The organism is Halobellus sp. GM3, from assembly GCF_052545375.1.
In genome coordinates, this window is record NZ_JBQWLT010000002.1 from 246,852 (window position 1) to 263,859 (window position 17,008).

At 65.7% G+C, this 17,008-nt stretch carries 14 protein-coding genes; 8 read left to right on the forward strand and 6 right to left on the reverse strand.

Annotation, left to right across the window (positions count from 1 at the left end):
* The first annotated feature begins 154 nt into the window (after positions 1–154).
* Positions 155–1,249, forward strand: a complete 1,095-nt coding sequence (locus ACT3HL_RS04020) for a hypothetical protein (RefSeq protein WP_445085522.1) — start codon at positions 155–157, stop codon at positions 1,247–1,249.
* Between the two features lie 20 nt (positions 1,250–1,269).
* On the opposite strand, the gene ACT3HL_RS04025 is transcribed toward ACT3HL_RS04020, so the two are convergent.
* Positions 1,270–4,107 carry a DUF2298 domain-containing protein gene (locus tag ACT3HL_RS04025; protein ID WP_445085523.1) on the reverse strand — a complete coding sequence of 946 codons (2,838 nt, stop codon included), beginning with the start codon at positions 4,105–4,107 and terminating at the stop codon, positions 1,270–1,272.
* Between the two features lie 145 nt (positions 4,108–4,252).
* Here ACT3HL_RS04025 and ACT3HL_RS04030 point away from each other — a divergent pair, with 145 nt between their 5' ends.
* Both ACT3HL_RS04030 and ACT3HL_RS04035 read left to right on the forward strand, forming a co-directional pair.
* On the forward strand, positions 4,253–4,378 hold the full coding sequence (locus ACT3HL_RS04030) for a hypothetical protein (protein ID WP_445085524.1): 126 nt from the start codon (positions 4,253–4,255) through the stop codon (positions 4,376–4,378).
* A gap of 166 nt (positions 4,379–4,544) precedes the next feature.
* Positions 4,545–5,792 carry an RNA-guided endonuclease TnpB family protein gene (locus tag ACT3HL_RS04035; protein ID WP_445085525.1) on the forward strand — a complete coding sequence of 416 codons (1,248 nt, stop codon included), beginning with the start codon at positions 4,545–4,547 and terminating at the stop codon, positions 5,790–5,792.
* Between the two features lie 75 nt (positions 5,793–5,867).
* Here ACT3HL_RS04035 and ACT3HL_RS04040 read toward each other — a convergent pair whose 3' ends face one another.
* Entirely contained in the window at positions 5,868–6,152 is a 285-nt protein-coding gene (locus ACT3HL_RS04040; protein ID WP_445085526.1) for a hypothetical protein, read from the reverse strand.
* A gap of 68 nt (positions 6,153–6,220) precedes the next feature.
* Entirely contained in the window at positions 6,221–6,616 is a 396-nt protein-coding gene (locus ACT3HL_RS04045) for a DUF7520 family protein (RefSeq protein WP_445085527.1), read from the reverse strand.
* Positions 6,617–6,762: 146 nt separating this feature from the next.
* Between ACT3HL_RS04045 and cdd the strand changes: the two genes are divergently transcribed.
* The 3 genes from cdd to ACT3HL_RS04060 all read left to right on the forward strand — a co-directional run bounded on the left by cdd (position 6,763) and on the right by ACT3HL_RS04060 (position 9,391).
* Positions 6,763–7,197, forward strand: coding sequence for a cytidine deaminase (gene cdd / locus ACT3HL_RS04050; RefSeq protein ID WP_445085528.1), 435 nt, complete (start codon positions 6,763–6,765; stop codon positions 7,195–7,197).
* 90 nt (positions 7,198–7,287) lie between these two features.
* Entirely contained in the window at positions 7,288–8,106 is an 819-nt protein-coding gene (locus ACT3HL_RS04055; protein WP_445085529.1) for a phosphorylase family protein, read from the forward strand.
* Between the two features lie 94 nt (positions 8,107–8,200).
* Positions 8,201–9,391 carry an FAD-dependent oxidoreductase gene (locus tag ACT3HL_RS04060; protein WP_445085530.1) on the forward strand — a complete coding sequence of 397 codons (1,191 nt, stop codon included), beginning with the start codon at positions 8,201–8,203 and terminating at the stop codon, positions 9,389–9,391.
* A gap of 185 nt (positions 9,392–9,576) precedes the next feature.
* On the opposite strand, the gene ACT3HL_RS04065 is transcribed toward ACT3HL_RS04060, so the two are convergent.
* Entirely contained in the window at positions 9,577–10,110 is a 534-nt protein-coding gene (locus ACT3HL_RS04065; RefSeq protein ID WP_445085531.1) for an Rrf2 family transcriptional regulator, read from the reverse strand.
* Between the two features lie 187 nt (positions 10,111–10,297).
* On the opposite strand from ACT3HL_RS04065, the gene ACT3HL_RS04070 reads away from it, so the two are divergent.
* On the forward strand, positions 10,298–11,215 hold the full coding sequence (locus ACT3HL_RS04070) for an NAD-dependent epimerase/dehydratase family protein (protein ID WP_445085532.1): 918 nt from the start codon (positions 10,298–10,300) through the stop codon (positions 11,213–11,215).
* Position 11,216: 1 nt separating this feature from the next.
* Entirely contained in the window at positions 11,217–12,167 is a 951-nt protein-coding gene (gene rocF / locus ACT3HL_RS04075; RefSeq protein WP_445085533.1) for an arginase, read from the forward strand.
* A gap of 182 nt (positions 12,168–12,349) precedes the next feature.
* Here rocF and gyrA read toward each other — a convergent pair whose 3' ends face one another.
* Together gyrA and gyrB are read right to left on the reverse strand one after the other, a co-directional pair.
* Positions 12,350–14,938: a DNA gyrase subunit A gene (gene gyrA / locus ACT3HL_RS04080; RefSeq protein WP_445085534.1), complete on the reverse strand. Its 2,589-nt coding sequence runs from the start codon at positions 14,936–14,938 to the stop codon at positions 12,350–12,352.
* Positions 14,939–14,969: 31 nt separating this feature from the next.
* Entirely contained in the window at positions 14,970–16,931 is a 1,962-nt protein-coding gene (gene gyrB / locus ACT3HL_RS04085; protein ID WP_445085535.1) for a DNA topoisomerase (ATP-hydrolyzing) subunit B, read from the reverse strand.
* Positions 16,932–17,008 lie beyond the last annotated feature (77 nt).

A 17,008-nucleotide genomic window follows, 5' to 3' on the forward strand; every position in this document is an offset into this window, starting at 1 on the left:
ATTGTGAGTACATTTCAGCGATCGACTTCGAGACTAGGACGGTCATATTCAAAATCCCGGCCGGGAGCTCGTCAGTGGCGAGACGAACAGGGTTCCCTTTCCCATAACGTCTCTGTCTATAACTAACTCCACGGTGGTATTCGTTTGTCACGCTATGGAGCGCGAAGAGATCCTCGAGCGCCTCAGTCGACGCACCGTACTCAAAGGGGCCGGGACCGCGACCGTGATCGGAGCGGTCGGCGGAGCGCAGTTGGCGGGAGCCGCCAGCGGAAGCGGGGACTACCTCTTCGCCGTCACACAGGGCGAGACGTGCACCGAAATCGAACCCCTACGGGGTGACGAAGACGTCGTCGACGCCTATGGATACGAGGGCGACATCGACGTGGAGGACCCGAGGCAGGCGAACCTCCCGTCACCGCTCGAAGAAGCGCAGACGAGTCGGTTGTTCCTCTACGACGGACCGGAAGGGCTCTCGTTGGTGTTCGTTCAGGGCGGGGACGATGACCCCGGCGGCGCCGCGACAGTTCTCGTTTGCGGACTCCCCGTCGACGGCGAATGGGTCGTTCTCGACGACAGCTACGGTGGTGCCACCGACGAGTTCCTGCTCGGAGACCAAGAGGCGGTCCTCAACTGGGCCTGGGGGTCGTCCGGCCGAAACGACGGAGCCGTATTCCGCGGGCTGGAAGCGGAGGAGTTCTGTCTCTCCGTGAAGTCGGTCTTCGGCGAGGACGCGAAGTTGGACCCGTTCGGCGACGGCGACGGAGTGACCGACTGGCAGTTCCTCTCAGGGGACATCGACGATCCCGAGGTAATCGAGCTAGACCCGGAAGAGCCGATCACTATCCGCCCCGGATCCTGTGACGATGCGGGCGACGAACACGGAAGAGACGACGCGTGCGCGATGAACACGGTCATCGTCGAAGATCCGTTCGAGGCCGAGGTGACGTTCTGTTGCACCACGGCGACGGTGAACGCTGACGAGTACGACCGGGTGCGTCTGAACTTCCTGAACGGTACCGACCGACGGTTCGACGGTCCGTTCGATGGTACCAACGGGTTCCGAGACGAGGACGACGATACCAACAACCGAGAACACATCATCCGTTCGCTCGTTATCGAGGCGGGCGATGAGAGCGCGACGGTGGAGAATCCGGGATTCGAACGGTGTCGAGACCTCGTAACGCAGGACGCGTTCGGCGAGAAGGACGACGAAACGGAAGCGGCACAAGAAGAGCGGCGCGGAAGTTAACAGTGCCCGCACGACAGTCGCTACCCCCGCCGCGGCGCGTCCACGTTTTTCGTTACGTTTTCCGATCGGGGAGCGACGCTGATCCCGTGTAGCCTCACGGAGCCGTTGCCCTCTCGGAGCGTCCCGCGGAACTCAACGTCGGTCGCGGGGCGGGTGAGCCTGAACGACACCGTGACGTTTCTCGGGCCGTCCGTCGGTCCGACGGACTCGTTGCCGACGACCCGAAAGTCCGCCATCCCCCTGCTCTTCGCCCCGCGAACAACGTCGACGGTAACTCTCGGTTCCGACGCCGCGGCGTTGTCGGTCGCGTTCACGTCGATCTCGAACGTCGCTTCGTACGCTCCCGGCGGTAGGTGCATTTCCGGTCCGTACCAAGCGAGTGCGCCGCCGGAGCCGTTCGCGACAAGGGACTCTTCACGCCAGTCCGCCACGCTCCGATTGACGGAGAGGTCACCGGGACTGATCCGCCTCCCGTCGAATCGGGTCGGCGCGTACGCCAACGCCGACTGATCGATCCGGTAGATCGTGACCGACTCGTTCCACCGCTCTCCGCGATCGTAGGCGACCGTAACTCCGTTGAGAACGGCGAATTCCCAGATGTCGTATCGGATCCGCTCGTCGCGTCCGACGTAAACGTACTGCACGTCGTACTGCTTCAGGAGTTCCACCCGCTCTTCGGGGGTGCCGGTGTATATCAGCTGCACGTCCGAAACCCGGGAGTAATACTCGTCCCAGTCGCGGTATACGAGTTCGTGGCCCCACCCGGCCACGGTGGGGACGCCGGTCAACGAGGCGGCCGGACTCCGCCACTCCCAGCGCCCGCCCGGTGCGGACACGATGGTCGGTGTCCCGGACGCGTTCTGATCAAGCCAGTTGACGGCGGCCGTTTCGTTGGGGTACATCACTTCGGCCCAGAGTAGGCCATCGAGCGTCGGCGGCTGCGTCGGGGAGTTCGGCCCGTCCTGCGCGTACGCCGCGTGATAGACGTATCCCTGAATCTCCCACCGGTCGTCCGGTTCTTCGAATGCCCTGTCGAAGTGGTTGAACGCGGCGACACCTCCGTAAACGGCCGTCGATACGAGGAGGCCGCACACGAACGCCGTCCGAAGGGCGTCCCGCTTCGGGAGCGACAGCGGTGAGGTTTCGGGAACTCGGACGAGCGTCGAAACGATTCCCCCGACTGCGACGCCCCAGAGGACCCACGCCTGCAGATAGGCCCGGAAGACGGTGTTCATCCGTCGAGTCGCTAGGTACTCGTGACCGTGGAGGTAGACGAACTCCGGGACGAGAACGAGGCCTGCGCCGCCGGCGATCAGCACGACTTCGTACCCCCCGGCGTCGGTCCGTAACAGCACCCAGCTCACCGCCAGAAGCGGAACGACGAGGAGGAGTGCCATCGCGTTCGTAACCGCCGAGAGAACGACCAGTGCGGCGAACGCCACCACGACGAGGAAGGGACTGCCGACGTTCCCAGACTGACGTGATCGTACGCGTGCGCCGAGAAACACGACGAGTACGGAAACCATACCGCCGTGAACGAGGAGCAACGAAAGGAGCGTCGAACGCTCGGTGCTGGCGACGAAGCCGACGGATTCGGAGCCACCGGTCGCGATGAGAAGAAGCGGCGCAGCGACGAGAACGACGGCGAACCCCATCCCGGCAGTCAACGCGGTCGCGCCGCCGAACCGCAAGAGCTCGAACGTAGCGCGGGACTTCACGGACTCGCGGGTCCCCCCACGAACGAGGGTGAGCGGAGCCCGGATCCGATCGGGGAGCAGCGTTCCGAGAGCCGCCGGGGAGAACGCGAGAGTGAGCCAGAAGAGCCCGAGCGACGAGGGAGCGGTCCAGATGTCGACGAGCATCGCGAACCCCGCGGCGATCGGAACGGCGACGAACGCCAAACGGCGGCGTTCGCCGCGCGCTTCCTCGGGGGTTCGGAAGTACGCGAAACAGAGCCCGGCGACGACCAGAAAGAAGGGGGCGCTCGTCATCTGAGCGTGAAGTTCGCCGTGGAGCCAGGAGAACAGCGGAAACTCGTTGATGGTCCCCTCGACGACTCTACTCGGCGTCCAGTACACGACGGCATTCGGTTCCGAGAACCACCCGAGTTGCGGGGCGGTCTTCTCCGCGGCGAATGCGGCCAGCGGGCGCGCGACCGCGTCCGGAATCACCCACAGGAGGAACGTGAAAGGCGCGAGCAGGTTCGACGCGAACCCGACGAAGTACGCTCCGAAGATGCCCCCGAGCCGCCTCGAACGACTGTTCGAGGCGGCGACCGCCCCCGCCATCGCGTACGCCCCGGAGACGAGCGTGGCGTAAAATCCGGCAATCGCGAGATTGTAGGCGACCGGGGGAGGCGTTCCCGTGACCGACGTCTCCAGCGCGGCGATCAGGTGTCCCCCGTAATAATACCGGACGGACTCGCCGGCGAACCAGAAGTCCTCGGGGGGCAACTGCGGTGCCCGAAGTACGGCGCGCATCATCCCGTAGTCGAGGAAGTCCTCGGTGAACGGGAGGATCCCCGGATCGACCGAGTAGATGGCGATCATAAACCCGAAAGCGGCCGCGAAGACGCCCATCGATTCACCGAAGGCCCGCCAGTGTATCTCGGCGCCGGCGCGGACGGCGAGTCCGCTCAGGGCCACAAGCGCCGCGACTCCGATGATGAGTACGACCGGGCCGAAGCGAACCTGACCGAGCCAGAAGGCGACGAGCGAGACGACGCCGATCGAAACCGCCGGCGCGAACCCGGAGCCGCTCCCCGGGAGACGGGAGAAAAGCGCGTTGGTGAGCGGGAGGCCGAGCGCCGAGACGGTCACGAACATCACCGCCCAGAGCAGTACGTACCCGTATTCCATCGCGTGACCCCGTCTTCGACTCTGTCGAGTACCGGCTACGGCTGATTAGTTATGAGCCACATAGCGGCGCGGCAGTGCAGATAAGGTGGGTGAAACGTTCTCGACACTCGCATTCGTTGGACGCGGCCGGGCGCGGGTGCGAAAGATGAAACAAGGCGTCGACGGTCGGTACTACCGGTTCTCGAACGTCGCCACGGAGTTCGGGACGCGCCTGCGGCCAGGGGTTGTGCGTGCTTACCGACACGCGGACGGCGGCGTGGCCGACCGGTGAGCCACCGCCACCGAGTCAGCATTTTCGAGGTGGAGCCTCCGACCTCAAGGAGCGAACGGAGTGAGCGAGTAGGCCGGAGAGGAACCCGACATAGTACGACACAACCGGCATACTACGACCGACTGACTCCCGAACGTATATGTACCGTCAGTCACTCTCTGAAGTTATGGATGTGCGTCGAACCACCGTCGTGAAACTCGACGTTTCCGACGAGCAACGCGACGCACTCCACCGAACCGCCGAGCAATACCTGTACTGCGCGAACCGAACCGCCGACTACTGTTGGTCCGACACCTCCTACATCGAGTGTAAGACCAACAAGCGAGAGGTTCGTGACGCGCTCTACTCCGCACTTCGAGAGGAGACAAACCTACAGGCACAACTCGTCCAAGCCGCTATCAAACGCGCCGTCGAAGCCGTCAAAGCGTGTGTCAAACGGTGGAAGAAAGGACAGCGCGTCTCTCAACCGACGTTCACCGCTGAAACGATGGACTACGACACGCGAAGCGCGACCTTCTACCGAAACAAGGTGTCGCTGGCAACTGTCGAGGGTCGAGTCGAACCCTCGTTCGTTCTCCCGGCAGACAGTCCGACGCCCTACGAGCGGTACGTACTCTCCGAGGACTACGAGTTCCGCGAAAGTACGGTTCGATACGACGCGGTGGACGACGAGTTCTACATCCAACTCTCGACGCGGCAGATAGACGGTGACGCAGAGGTTTCGGAAGATACCGGGCACCCCGACCAGACGGTCCTCGGTATCGACCTCGGCGTCAACTCGTTGGCAGTCTGCTCGACCGGTATGTTCTGGCAGGGAGACGACTACGACCACTGGTGCCGTGAGTTTGAGACGCGGCGTGGTGAGATGCAACAGCGCGGCACACAAGCCGCGCACAACGCCTTGCTTCGCCTCGGGAAGCGCGAAGAAGCGTGGCGGAAACAGTACATCCACACGGTCGCTAACGAACTTGTCGCGGAAGCCGTTGAACACGACTGCAACGTTATTGTGTTCGAGGAGTTAACCGACATTCGAGAGCGGCTTCCACACGCGAAGTGGCACCACGTTTGGGCGTTCCGACGCCTGTTTGAATACGTCTCCTACAAAGCCCCTGAACAGGGGGTCTCCGTGGAGCAGGTCGAGTCGAACCACACATCCCAACGGTGTTCTCGGACGGATTGTGGCTTTACGCACGACGGCAATCGCCACGGCGAACACTTCGAGTGCCAGAAATGCGGGTACGAGGTGAACGCGGATTATAACGCTGCGAAGAACATTGGCGTGCGGTACGCTCGAAAGCGGACACACAGACTCCGTTCCTCGCCCACGTCGGGGAGCGGAGACGCACAAGTAGACGTGCGTGTGAATGGTGGGATGTTGAACGGTGAGAGTCACCAGCCTATTGCTGACGACTGATTGCCGGGAGTCCACATCAAAGCCCTACCCTCAAGGACCGAGGCGCACAACGCCGAGGGAGTAGGGTAGGGTAGTTTACGTCCGCTCGTCGAGGAAGTCCGTGCTGAAGACGAGGTACGCGAGCAGGCTACAGAACAGGATCGGCGGGAGTATCGCGAACGCCCACAGCGGTTCGAGCCCCCACCCGAGGAGCAGTACCACACAGCCGAGGCCGATCGCGAGAAACGGCGCGACGGCCAGCGCGGCCCGCTTTCGGTTCTTTCCCCCCGACTCCGCTCGAAGCGGCGCGTTGGGGTCGAACTCCTCGTCGGTCCCTCCCGCGGCCTCTGCGGGATCGTCGGCCGAGGTCGTGGAGGTCATACCAGCGAGTCGGGACCGAAGCGACAAAAGCGCCGCGCTGTGTCTCGCCGGCCTCGTACGGATTGTGCTCACGGCCCGTCTTCGAGACGCGACGCGAGCTCGACGAGCCCGAAGAGCACGCCGAGGATGAGTGCGGAGACGACGACGCCGTAGAGCGCGAACGTGGTAGGCGTCGTCGGGATCGACAGCCCGGTTCCGAAGAGCGTCGACTCCGGGACCGCCTCCGCGCCGTTGCTCCCGACGATCCAGCCGACGATCCCCGAGATCGCGACGACGCTCGCGCCGACCGACAGCAGGATCTTCCGGCCCAGCCCGGGGCGCCCCGTCGGGGGGGTCTCCGGATCCGCGTCGGCGTCCGCCTTCGGATGGGCGTCGATATCGTCGGCGTCCGCAATTGGGTCGGCGTCGATATCATCGGCGTTCGCCTCGTCTTCGGGCTCGCCGGCGGGTGTCTCCGAGTGCACGACGGGCGTTACGCGCGGGGGACGTTTGGCGCTTTCTTTCGCGCTCGGGGTCCCGTTCCCGGTCGGCTGGTCCGTCGGCGCACCGCACCGAGGCGACACGGCCGCGACGACAACGTACAAGCGTGCGCCGGCTGAACGGAATGACGATGACCGACGATCTCGTCGAACGGGCCCGCGAGGCGCTCGAAGCCGCCTACGTACCGTACTCCGAATACCGGGTCGGAGCCGCGCTCAGGACCGCCGACGGTTCGGTGTACGTCGGCTGCAACATCGAGAACGCGAACTACTCGAACAGCCTCCACGCCGAGGAGGTCGCGATCGCGGAGGCGGTCAAAGACGGCCAAGAGCGCTTCGAGCGCATCGCGGTCGCCTCCGGCGCTCGCGACGGCGTGACGCCCTGCGGGATGTGCCGCCAGACGCTCGCGGAGTTCGCCGACGCAGACTTCGAGGTCGTCTGCGACGAGGGCGGCGACGAGGCGACGACCTACACGCTCTCGGAACTCCTGCCGAACACGATCTCTCTGGAGACGCTCTCGGCCGCGGAGGCGAAGCGAGCGACCGACGACGACCCGGAGTCGTAAGCGCGGGCCGTCGTCGCGCTGCCGCGGGGCGGGCGCTCGCTCACCCGACGCAGCCGACAGTATATTTTCGCTGCGGCCGGGAGCGTCCGTATGAGCGACAGCGAAGACCCAAACGACGAGGTGCAGTACCACATCGCGGTCGGCCCCGACGACGCCGCAGAGCGCGTGCTCCTCCCCGGCAACCCAGAGCGCGTCGAGAAGGTCACAGCGCTGTGGGACGACTCCGAGGAGGCGGGATCTCACCGCGAGTACCGAACGGCGACGGGCGAATACCGGGGGACGCCGATCTCCGTGACGTCGACGGGGATCGGGAGTCCCTCGGCGGCGATCGCGATCGAGGAACTCGCTCGCGTCGGCGCAGAGACGTTCATCCGCGTCGGCTCCTGCGGAGCGATCCAACCCGGGATGGACGTCGGCGACCTCGTCATCACGTCGGGGGCCGTCCGACAGGAGGGCACCTCGAAGGAGTACGTCCGCGAGGACTACCCGGCCGTCGCCGACCGCGAGGTCGTCGCCGCGCTCGTCGCCGCCGCCGAGCGCCTCGGTCACGACTACCACGTCGGGCTGACGATGAGCGCCGACTCCTTCTACGCGGGCCAGGGGCGCCCGGGCTTCGAGGGCTTCCGCGCCGCCGGGTCGGACTCGCTGGTCGCGGAACTCCGGGACGCGAACGTGAAGAACATCGAGATGGAGGCCGCCGCGCTCCTCACGATCGCGAACGTGTACGGGCTCCGCGCGGGCGCGGTCTGTTCGGTCTACGCGAACCGGATCACCGGGGAGTTCAGGACCGAGGGCGAGTCGCGCGCGGCGGAGACGGCGAGTCTCGCCGTCCACCTGCTCGCGAGGATGGACGAGGCGAAGCGGGAGGCCGGCGTCGATCACTGGCATCCGGGCCTCGCCCTCGACTGACCGCCGCGTACGCGCTCGACAGTCGCGTCTGCGATCCCGTCCCCGCTGGGACCGTTTCGCAGTCCCTTTATCCGATGCCGTCGCACTCACGTCTATGAGCACACAGGTCGTCGTCGTCGGCTCCGGCTACGCCGGCGCTGGCGCCGTCAAACGGCTCGAAGCGGAACTCGATCCCGGCACGGAACTCACGTGGATATCCGATACCGACTATCACCTGGTCCTCCACGAGGTCCACCGGTGCATCCGCGATCCGAGCGTCGAATCGAAGATCGCCATCCCGGTCGACGACATCAAATCGCCCTCGACGGCCTTCATCAAGGGCCACGTCACGGACGTCGACGTCGACGAGCGCGTGGTCGAACTCGAGGACGACGAGGTCGAGTACGACTACCTCCTCCTGGCGGTCGGCTCGGGGACGGCCTTCTTCGGCATCGAGGGCCTGCGGGAGCACGCCCACGAGCTGAAGGGCCTCGACGACGCGCGCGCCATCCACGCCGAGATCAGAGAGGCCGCAGAGGCGGCCTCCCGCGACGATCCCGCGCAGGTGATCGTCGGCGGTGCCGGCCTCTCGGGCATCCAGACCGCCGGTGAGATCGCCGAGTACCGCGACGAACACCGCGCGCCGATCGACGTCACGCTCGTCGAGGGGCTCGATGAGGTCTTCCCCGGCAACGATCCGGAGCTCCAGGGGGCGCTCCGCAAGCGCCTCGAGGCGCTGGATATCGATATCCTCACGGGCGATTTCATCTCGAAGGCCGACGAGGACGCCGTCTACCTCGGCGGCGGCGAGGACGAAGCGCCCGAAGAGCTCGGCTACGACGTCCTGCTGTGGACCGGCGGTATCACCGGTCACGAGGAGATCCACGACGTCGACGTCGAGAAGGACGAGCGCTCGCGCCGGATCTTCGCCGACGCCGACTTCCAGACCTCGAACGACCGGGTCTTCGCGGTCGGCGACACCGCGCTCGTCGAGCAGGGCCCCGACGCCGTCGCGCCGCCGACGGCACAGGCCGCCTGGCAGGCCGCCGACGTCGCCGGCGAGAACGTCGCCCGCGCGGTCGCGGGCGAACCGCTGAAAACGTGGCGCCACGACGACAAGGGCACGGTCGTCTCCGTCGGCGACGACGCCGTCGCCCACGCCGTCAAACTCCCCGTCCTCGGCGGGCTTCCGGTGAACGTCTTCGGCGGCCCCGCCGCGCGCACGCTGAAGAAGACGATCGCCGCACGCTGGATTTCGGACATCTCCTCGCCGCGCGACGCGCTCGAGGCCTGGGACAGCCTCTAGCCGTAGCCGTCGATCCGTCTGACGGATCGGGAACCGGCGTCGCTCTCGCCGAGTGATCGAACAGAAAACCGGAGAGGAATCACCGGACGACGTGTATCGGCGTCATCGACGGGGCGGCCATCAGTGTGTCGGTGTCGTCGAAAGAGATACGTCGGCAGTATGTCGATGTCGTCGAAAAGTGGCCGTCAGTGCGTCGCGTCGCCGACGGGCGCGCGCATGTCCTCGATGCGGAGGATGAGGATGTTGCCCGTGTCGTCTTTGCCGTCGACGGTCCCTTCGATGACCAGCTTCGAGAGCGGGGTCGGACCGACCGTCACGTTGTCACCCTCGTGGAAGTCGCGGACGGAGCCCTGAATGTGGATCTCCGCGCGGCACAGCTCCGGGTGATGAACCGACGAGAGGTCGATCTCGTCGACGTTGGCGTTTTCGACCTCCTCGCCGTCGTGATACAGCGGGACGAACGCGGGCTCGTCCATCTGATTGACGTCGAGCGCCTCGTAGGCGTTCGCCGTCGGCTTGTAGCCGCCTTTCGGGCCGGGGACTCCCTCGACGAGTTGGAGCGCTTTCAGACTCTGCATCTGGTTCCGAATCGTTCCGGGGTTCCTGTCGACCTCCGCGGCGATGTCCTCGCCCTTCACGGCGTCCTCGCTCTCCCGATGGAGATTGATTAATGCTGTCAGAATCGTTTTCTGACTGGACGTCAGCTCGATTGATGACATACCAAATCGTAGGCCGCATACGGTCTTAAATCCGGTGGATGGATGAGCGCAGTGTCACACACTCTCCCGATTTTCTTCCACTTTCTTCGGATTCGTTTCGTTTCGGAGAGGGTCAATTCGCTGATCGGAACATCTCGCGGATCTCGGTTCCGGTACCGCTTTGTGCGCCCTCGTTCGTGTGGTGGATATGGAATCCAAACGGGTGCTCGTGACCGGCGGTGCGGGGTTCATCGGCTCGAACCTCGCGAACCACTTGGCCGCCGAAAACGACGTGGTCGCCGTCGACGACCTGCATCTCGGAACGCCCGAGAACCTCGAGGACGGCGTCGAGTTCGTCGACGCGAGCGTGCTCGAGGACGACCTCCCGACCGAGGGCGTCGACGCGCTGTTTCACCTCGCGGCGTACTCCTCGTACACGATGGCGGAGGAGCATAAGCGCGAGGCGACTCGCGTGAACGTCGAGGGCTTCGTCAACGCGGTCGAACAGGCCCGCGAGGACGGCTGTGAGACGGTGGTCTACGCCTCGACCTCGTCGATCTACGGCTCCCGGACCGAGCCCTCCCCGGAGTCGCTCCCGGTCGAAGCGCGGACGTGCTATGAGGCCTCCAAACTCGCCCGCGAGCAGTACGGCGAGTACTTCCATCACCACTACGATATGACGCTGGCCGGCCTGCGCTTCTTCTCGGTGTATCAGGGCTACGGCGGCGCCGAGGAGCACAAGGGCGAGTACGCCAACACCGTCGCGCAGTTCGCAGACAAGATCGCCAACGGCGAGCGACCGAAGGTGTTCGGCGACGGCTCGCAGACGCGGGATTTCACGCACGTCGACGACATCGTCCGCGGCGTCGAACTCGCCGCGGACCATCGGCTGCAGGGGATCTACAACCTCGGCACCGGCGAGAGCTACACGTTCAACGAGATGATCGCGCTGATCAACGACGCGCTCGGCACCGACGTCGATCCCGAGTACGTCGAGAACCCGCTCGACGTGTACGTCCACGACACGATGGCCGACGGCACGAAGATGCGCGAGGCGACCGGCTGGGAGCCCGAGATATCGTTCGAGGACGGCGTCGAACGCGTCTGCGCGCCGTATCTGGTGTGAGATGACGCCCGCGAGAACCGTCCGAGTCATCGGTGCGCCGATCGACTACGGGGCGAACCGGCGCGGCGTCGATATGGGTCCCTCCGCGATCCGCTATGCGGGGCTCGCAGAGCAACTGCGGCGGGCCGGCGTCGCCGTCGTCGACGACGGCGACGTTCGCGCGCCGCGGGCCGAAGAGCGCGACCCCGACGCCGAGACGCTCTCGACCGGGCGAGTGAGGTTCCTCCGGGAGACGAGAGAGGTAGCGACGCGACTCGCAGAGCGGGTCGAGGGGGCGCTCGACGCCGGGGAGGTACCGCTCGTTCTCGGCGGCGATCACTCCGTCGCCATCGGGACGGTCACCGGATCGGCCCGCGACGCGTCGATCGGCGCGGTCTGGTTCGACGCCCACGGCGACTTCAACACGCCGGAGACCTCGCCGTCGGGCAACGTCCACGGGATGCCGTTGGCGGCTCTCCTCGGGATCGGTGAGTTCGCCGACGTCGACTGGGCGAACGCGGGCGGACGCGACGGCTCCGGAGCCGACGAGCGAGACGCCGGATTCCGCGCCGAGAACGTCGCGCTGGTTGGCCTCCGTGACGTCGACGAGAGAGAGCGCGACGCGATCGCCGACAGCGACGTGACGGCGTTCTCGATGTCGGACATCGACGAGCGCGGCATCGCGGCGGTCGTCGAGGACGCGCTCGACGTCGCCGCGACCGGGACCGACGGCGTCCACGTGAGCCTCGATCTCGACTGGCTCGATCCCCGCGAGGCGCCCGGCGTCGGAACGCCCGTCCGCGGCGGCGTCACGTACCGGGAGGCCCATTCGGCGCTCGAGGCTGTCGCCGAGCGCGGCTGCCTCCGCTCGCTCGAACTCGTCGAGGTCAACCCGATCCTCGACGAGGCCAACGAGACGGCGTCGCTCGCGGCCGAACTGGCTGCCAGCGCGCTCGGGAAAAAGATTCTCTGATACTGATTGGCGTCGCCCCGTCCCGGTGAGCGCCCACCCCGTTAACGGGGCTCACCGGTATACAGTGTGAATAATCAGTATGAGACGTGGATTGACGCAGCGCGGCGCGACCGTGCGGACGACGCCCGGATCGCCCCGAATGCGACGGCTGAACACACCGGGTTTCCGGTGAAATCGGCCGCTTACTGCGGGGCGTCGCCGTCGCCGTCGGCGCCGTCGTCTACAGCGGCGCTTTCGTCGCCGGCAGCGTCCGTGGCGTCCGCGGTCGCTTCGGCATCCTCCTCGGCCGGGAAGTGAACGTCCACGCTGGCGACGGCGTCGCCCTCATCGAGCGTCATCACGATCACGCCCATCGTGTTTCGCCCCACGATCGAGACGTCCTCGACGGGCGTTCGGAGGATCTGCCCGTCGCCGCTCATCACGAAGAGGTGATCGCCGGGACCGACGGTCTCCAGTTCGCAGACGCGACCGTTGCGGTCGTTCGTTTTGATGTCGATGAGCCCCTTCCCGTTGCGGGACTGGCGACGGTACTTCTCGACGTCGGTCCGCTTTCCGTAGCCGTGTTCGGTGACGGTGAGCACCCACTGGTGTCGGTCGCCGTCGACCGACGCGAGGGCGGCCACCTCGTCACCGTCGGCGAGGTTGATCCCGCGGACGCCCCGCGCGGAGCGGCCCATCGCTCGTACCTCGGCCTCGTCGAACCGGATCGCCATCCCGCCGCGACTCGCGAGAATGAGGTCTCGGGTGCCGTCGGTGACCTCCACGTCGACGAGCGCGTCGTCGCCGTCGAGTTTCGTCGCGATGATCCCCGTCGAGAGGATGTTCTGGAAGTTCTCGACGCTCGTCCGTTTGATGTACCCGTTCCGCGTCGTCATCGTGAGGAACTTCTCCGCGTCGGAGTCCATCTCGGCGGTGTTGACCACGGCGGCGATCTCCTCGCCGTCGTCGAGGTCGAGGAGGTTCACGGCTGATTTCCCGCGGGCGGTCCGGGACATCTCCGGGACCTGATACGTCTTCAGCTGATAGACCTTCCCGTGGTTCGTGAAGTACAGCAGGTAGTCGTGGGTGCTCGCGACGTACACTGACGAGACGCTGTCTCCCTCTTTCAGTTCGGTCCCGATGATTCCCTTGCCGCCGCGGTGTTGGGCCCGGAAGCGCTCGAGCGGCATCCGCTTGATGTAGTCGTCCTCGGTGACGACGACGACGACGTCCTCCTCGGCGATGAGGTCCTCGTGGGTGACCGTCCCCGTGTCCTCGATAATCGACGTCCGGCGGTCGTCGCCGTACTCGTCTTTGATCTCCAGGAGCTCGGACTCGACGACGGCGTCGAGCTCGTCGGCGTCGCCGAGTATCGTCTCGAGGCGCTCGATGCGCGCCTGCACCTCCTCGTACTCGGATTCGATCTCGTCGGCCTCCATCGCGGTGAGCGACCCGAGCTGCATCGCGACGATGTGGTTCGCCTGCGCCTCCGAGAAGTCGAAGGAGGGGAGCACCTCGCCGTCGACCTCGACGGCGTGCTCGCCGCGCAGCGCCGCCTTCGCGTCGTCGCGGCTCTCGGAGTTGCGAATCACCTCGACCACGTCGTCGACGTGTTCGAGCGCCGTCAGCCGGCCCTCGAGGATGTGCGCGCGCTCTTCTTTCTCGCCGAGCTCGAACTGCGAGCGGCGGCGGACGACCGCGCGGCGGTGTTCGAGGTACTCGACGAGCGTCTCCTTCAGCGTGAGCACTCGCGGCTGCCCGTCGACGAGCGCGAGGTTGATGACGCCGAACGTCGATTCGAGGTGGTGTTCGAGCAGCTGATTTTTCACCACTTCGGCGTTCGCGCCGCGTTTGAGTTCGACGACGACGCGGATGCCGTCGCGGTCCGACTCATCGCGCAGGTCGCGGATTCCCTCGAGTTTCCCCTCGTTGACGTTGTCGGCGATCCGCTCGACGAGCCGCGCCTTGTTCTCCTGAAACGGCAGTTCGGTGATGACGATCCGGTCGTCGCTCTCGATCTCGAACTCCGCGCGGACGCGGATCCGTCCGCGACCGGTCTTGTACGCCTTGTGGATGGCGTTGCGACCGACGATGTTCGCCCCGGTCGGGAAGTCCGGGCCCTTCACGTGCTCCATTAAGTCCTCGACGGTGCAGTCGGGGTGCTCGATGAGGTGGACCGTCGCGTCTATGACCTCTCCGAGGTTGTGCGGCGGGATGTTCGTCGACATCCCGACGGCGATGCCCGAGGAACCGTTGACCAAGAGGTTGGGGAACGACGCGGGCAGCACCTCTGGCTCCTCCAGCCGGTCGTCGTAGTTGGGCTGGAAGTCCACGGTGTCCATCTCGATGTCCGAGAGCAGCTCCTCGGCCATCGGGGCCATCCGCGCCTCCGTGTAGCGCATCGCGGCCGGCGGGTCGCCGTCGACGGAGCCGAAGTTCCCCTGCCCGTCGATAAGCGGGTAGCGCATCGAGAAGTCCTGCGCCATCCGCGCGAGCGTGTCGTAGATGGCGGAGTCCCCGTGCGGGTGGTAATCACCCATCGTCTCGCCGACGATAGAGGAGGACTTCCGGTGTGAGGACCGGGCGGTGACGCCCGACTCGTGCATCGCATAGAGGATGCGCCGGTGGACGGGCTTGAGCCCGTCGCGGACGTCGGGAAGCGCCCGCCCCGCGATGACCGACATCGCGTAGTCGATGTAGGACTGTTCCATCTCCTGTTCGATGCGCGCGGTCTCGACGTCAGCGGCGATCCCCGTTCCGGGATCGAACGGCTCTGGGGCGTCGGAACTCATCTCTCGGCCACCTCGTGTGCGTCGAAACTCATTATATATCCACCCATTCGGCCTCGGTCGCTCGCTCCTTGATGAACTGCTTTCGCGGCTCGACGGCGTCGCCCATCAGGACCGAGAACATCTTGTCGGCGGCCGCGGCGTCCTCGACGGTGATCTGCTTGAGGATGCGGTTCTCGGGGTTCATCGTCGTCTCCCACAGCTGATCGGGGTTCATCTCCCCCAGCCCCTTGAAGCGCTGGACCTGCGTGGGGTTGCCGTCGCACTTTTCGGCGATGATCCGGTCGCGTTCGGCTTCCGTCATCGCGTCGTACGTCTCGCCGCGGTAGCGGACGCGGTACAGCGGCGGCTTCGCCGCGTAGACGTACCCCGCCTCGACGAGCGGTCGCATGTGTCGATAAAACAGCGTCAGAAGGAGTGTCCGGATGTGAGCGCCGTCGACGTCGGCATCGGTCATCAGGATGATCCGCTCGTAGCGGACGTCCTCTACGTCGAACTCCTCGCCGACGCCCGCGCCGATGGCGGTGATCAGCGCGCGGACCTCGTCGTTCTCCAGCACGCGGTCGAGCCGGTGCTTCTCGACGTTGAGGATCTTCCCCTTGAGCGGGAGGATCGCCTGAAATCTCCGGTCTCGGCCCTGTTTTGCGCTCCCGCCGGCGCTGTCGCCCTCGACGACGAACAGCTCCGACTCGCTCGGATCGCGGCTCTGACAGTCCGCGAGCTTGCCCGGCAGCGACGTCGACTCCAGCGCGGACTTCCGTCGGGTGAGCTCTTCGGCCTGTTTCGCGGCCTTGCGCGCCTTCGCGGCCTCTGCGGCCTTGCGGACGATCGCCTCGGCGGTGTCGGGGTGCTCTTCGAGGTACGTGCCGAGTTTCTCGTGCGTGATCGACTCGGTGATGCCGCGGACCTCGCTGTTGCCGAGTTTCGTCTTCGTCTGGCCCTCGAACTGCGGATCGGGGTGTTTGATGGAGATGACCGCTGTCAGTCCCTCGCGGACGTCCTCGCCTTTCAGGGAGTCCAGATCACCCAGCAAGTCGTGCTCGCGGGCGTAGTCGTTGACGACGCGGGTGAGCGCCGTTTTGAACCCGGTGAGGTGGGTGCCCCCCTCGCGGGTGTTGATGTTGTTCGCGAAGGCGTGGATCGAGCCCTGCAGTTCCTCGGTCGCCTGCAGCGCCACCTCGATCTCGATGTCCTCGGCGCTGTCGGCGTAGTAGATGACGTCGTCGTGGAGGACGGTCTTGGTCTCGTCGAGGTAGCGGACGAACTCCCGGATGCCGCCCTCGTAGTAGAACGTGCGCTCGCGTCGCTGCGCGTCGGCGTCCGCGTCCGAATCGGCGGCCTCGCCCTCGACGTCCGCGCTCTCGTCGACCAACCGGATCTCGACGCCCGAGTTGAGGAAGGCGAGTTCGCGGAGGCGGTTTTCGAGCGTCGAGAAGTCGAACTCGACGGTCTCGAAGATCTCCCCGTCGGGCCAAAAGCGGACTGTCGTGCCCGTATCTTCCCCCTCTCGGAGGTCGCGAACGCGCTCGAAGGCGTCCGCTTTCGGCTCGCCGTGGTCGAACCCGTCCCGCCAGAGCGCGCCGTCGCGCTTGATCTCGACGTCGAGGCGGCGCGAGAGCGCGTTGACGACGCTCACCCCGACCCCGTGGAGGCCGCCGGAGACCTGATAGGACTTGTTGTCGAACTTCCCCCCGGCGTGGAGGACGGTCATGATGACCTCGACGGCCGGGCGGTCGTACTGCTCGTGGGTGTCGACCGGGATCCCCCGACCGTTGTCCGAGACCGACACCGATCCGTCGTCGTGGAGCGTTACCTCGATGGAGTCACAGTAGCCGGCGAGCGCCTCGTCGATCGCGTTGTCGACGACCTCGTAGACGAGATGGTGTAACCCGCGATCGTCCGTCGACCCGATGTACATCGCCGGGCGCTTCCGGACGGCCTCGAGCCCTTCGAGGACCTGTATCTGCCCGGCCCCGTACTCAGTATCGCGTGACATTGAACGTACCGTCGTTAGACCACCTCGGCTCTTAAACCCTCGCACGCGCGGGCGCGTAAGTACGTGTAGAGGTCTCC

What these genes read in the sequence shown, in the direction of transcription:
- ACT3HL_RS04040 (WP_445085526.1), bottom strand. Translation starts at nt 6,152, where the DNA reads ATGACCTCCACGACCTCGGCCGACGATCCCGCAGAGGCCGCGGGAGGG.
- ACT3HL_RS04025 (WP_445085523.1), bottom strand. Translation starts at nt 4,107, where the DNA reads ATGGAATACGGGTACGTACTGCTCTGGGCGGTGATGTTCGTGACCGTC.
- ACT3HL_RS04020 (WP_445085522.1), top strand. Translation starts at nt 155, where the DNA reads ATGGAGCGCGAAGAGATCCTCGAGCGCCTCAGTCGACGCACCGTACTC.
- ACT3HL_RS04065 (WP_445085531.1), bottom strand. Translation starts at nt 10,110, where the DNA reads ATGTCATCAATCGAGCTGACGTCCAGTCAGAAAACGATTCTGACAGCA.
- rocF (WP_445085533.1), top strand. Translation starts at nt 11,217, where the DNA reads ATGACGCCCGCGAGAACCGTCCGAGTCATCGGTGCGCCGATCGACTAC.
- ACT3HL_RS04055 (WP_445085529.1), top strand. Translation starts at nt 7,288, where the DNA reads ATGAGCGACAGCGAAGACCCAAACGACGAGGTGCAGTACCACATCGCG.
- ACT3HL_RS04035 (WP_445085525.1), top strand. Translation starts at nt 4,545, where the DNA reads ATGGATGTGCGTCGAACCACCGTCGTGAAACTCGACGTTTCCGACGAG.
- ACT3HL_RS04060 (WP_445085530.1), top strand. Translation starts at nt 8,201, where the DNA reads ATGAGCACACAGGTCGTCGTCGTCGGCTCCGGCTACGCCGGCGCTGGC.
- cdd (WP_445085528.1), top strand. Translation starts at nt 6,763, where the DNA reads ATGACCGACGATCTCGTCGAACGGGCCCGCGAGGCGCTCGAAGCCGCC.
- gyrB (WP_445085535.1), bottom strand. Translation starts at nt 16,931, where the DNA reads ATGTCACGCGATACTGAGTACGGGGCCGGGCAGATACAGGTCCTCGAA.
- ACT3HL_RS04030 (WP_445085524.1), top strand. Translation starts at nt 4,253, where the DNA reads ATGAAACAAGGCGTCGACGGTCGGTACTACCGGTTCTCGAACGTCGCC.
- ACT3HL_RS04070 (WP_445085532.1), top strand. Translation starts at nt 10,298, where the DNA reads ATGGAATCCAAACGGGTGCTCGTGACCGGCGGTGCGGGGTTCATCGGC.
- gyrA (WP_445085534.1), bottom strand. Translation starts at nt 14,938, where the DNA reads ATGAGTTCCGACGCCCCAGAGCCGTTCGATCCCGGAACGGGGATCGCC.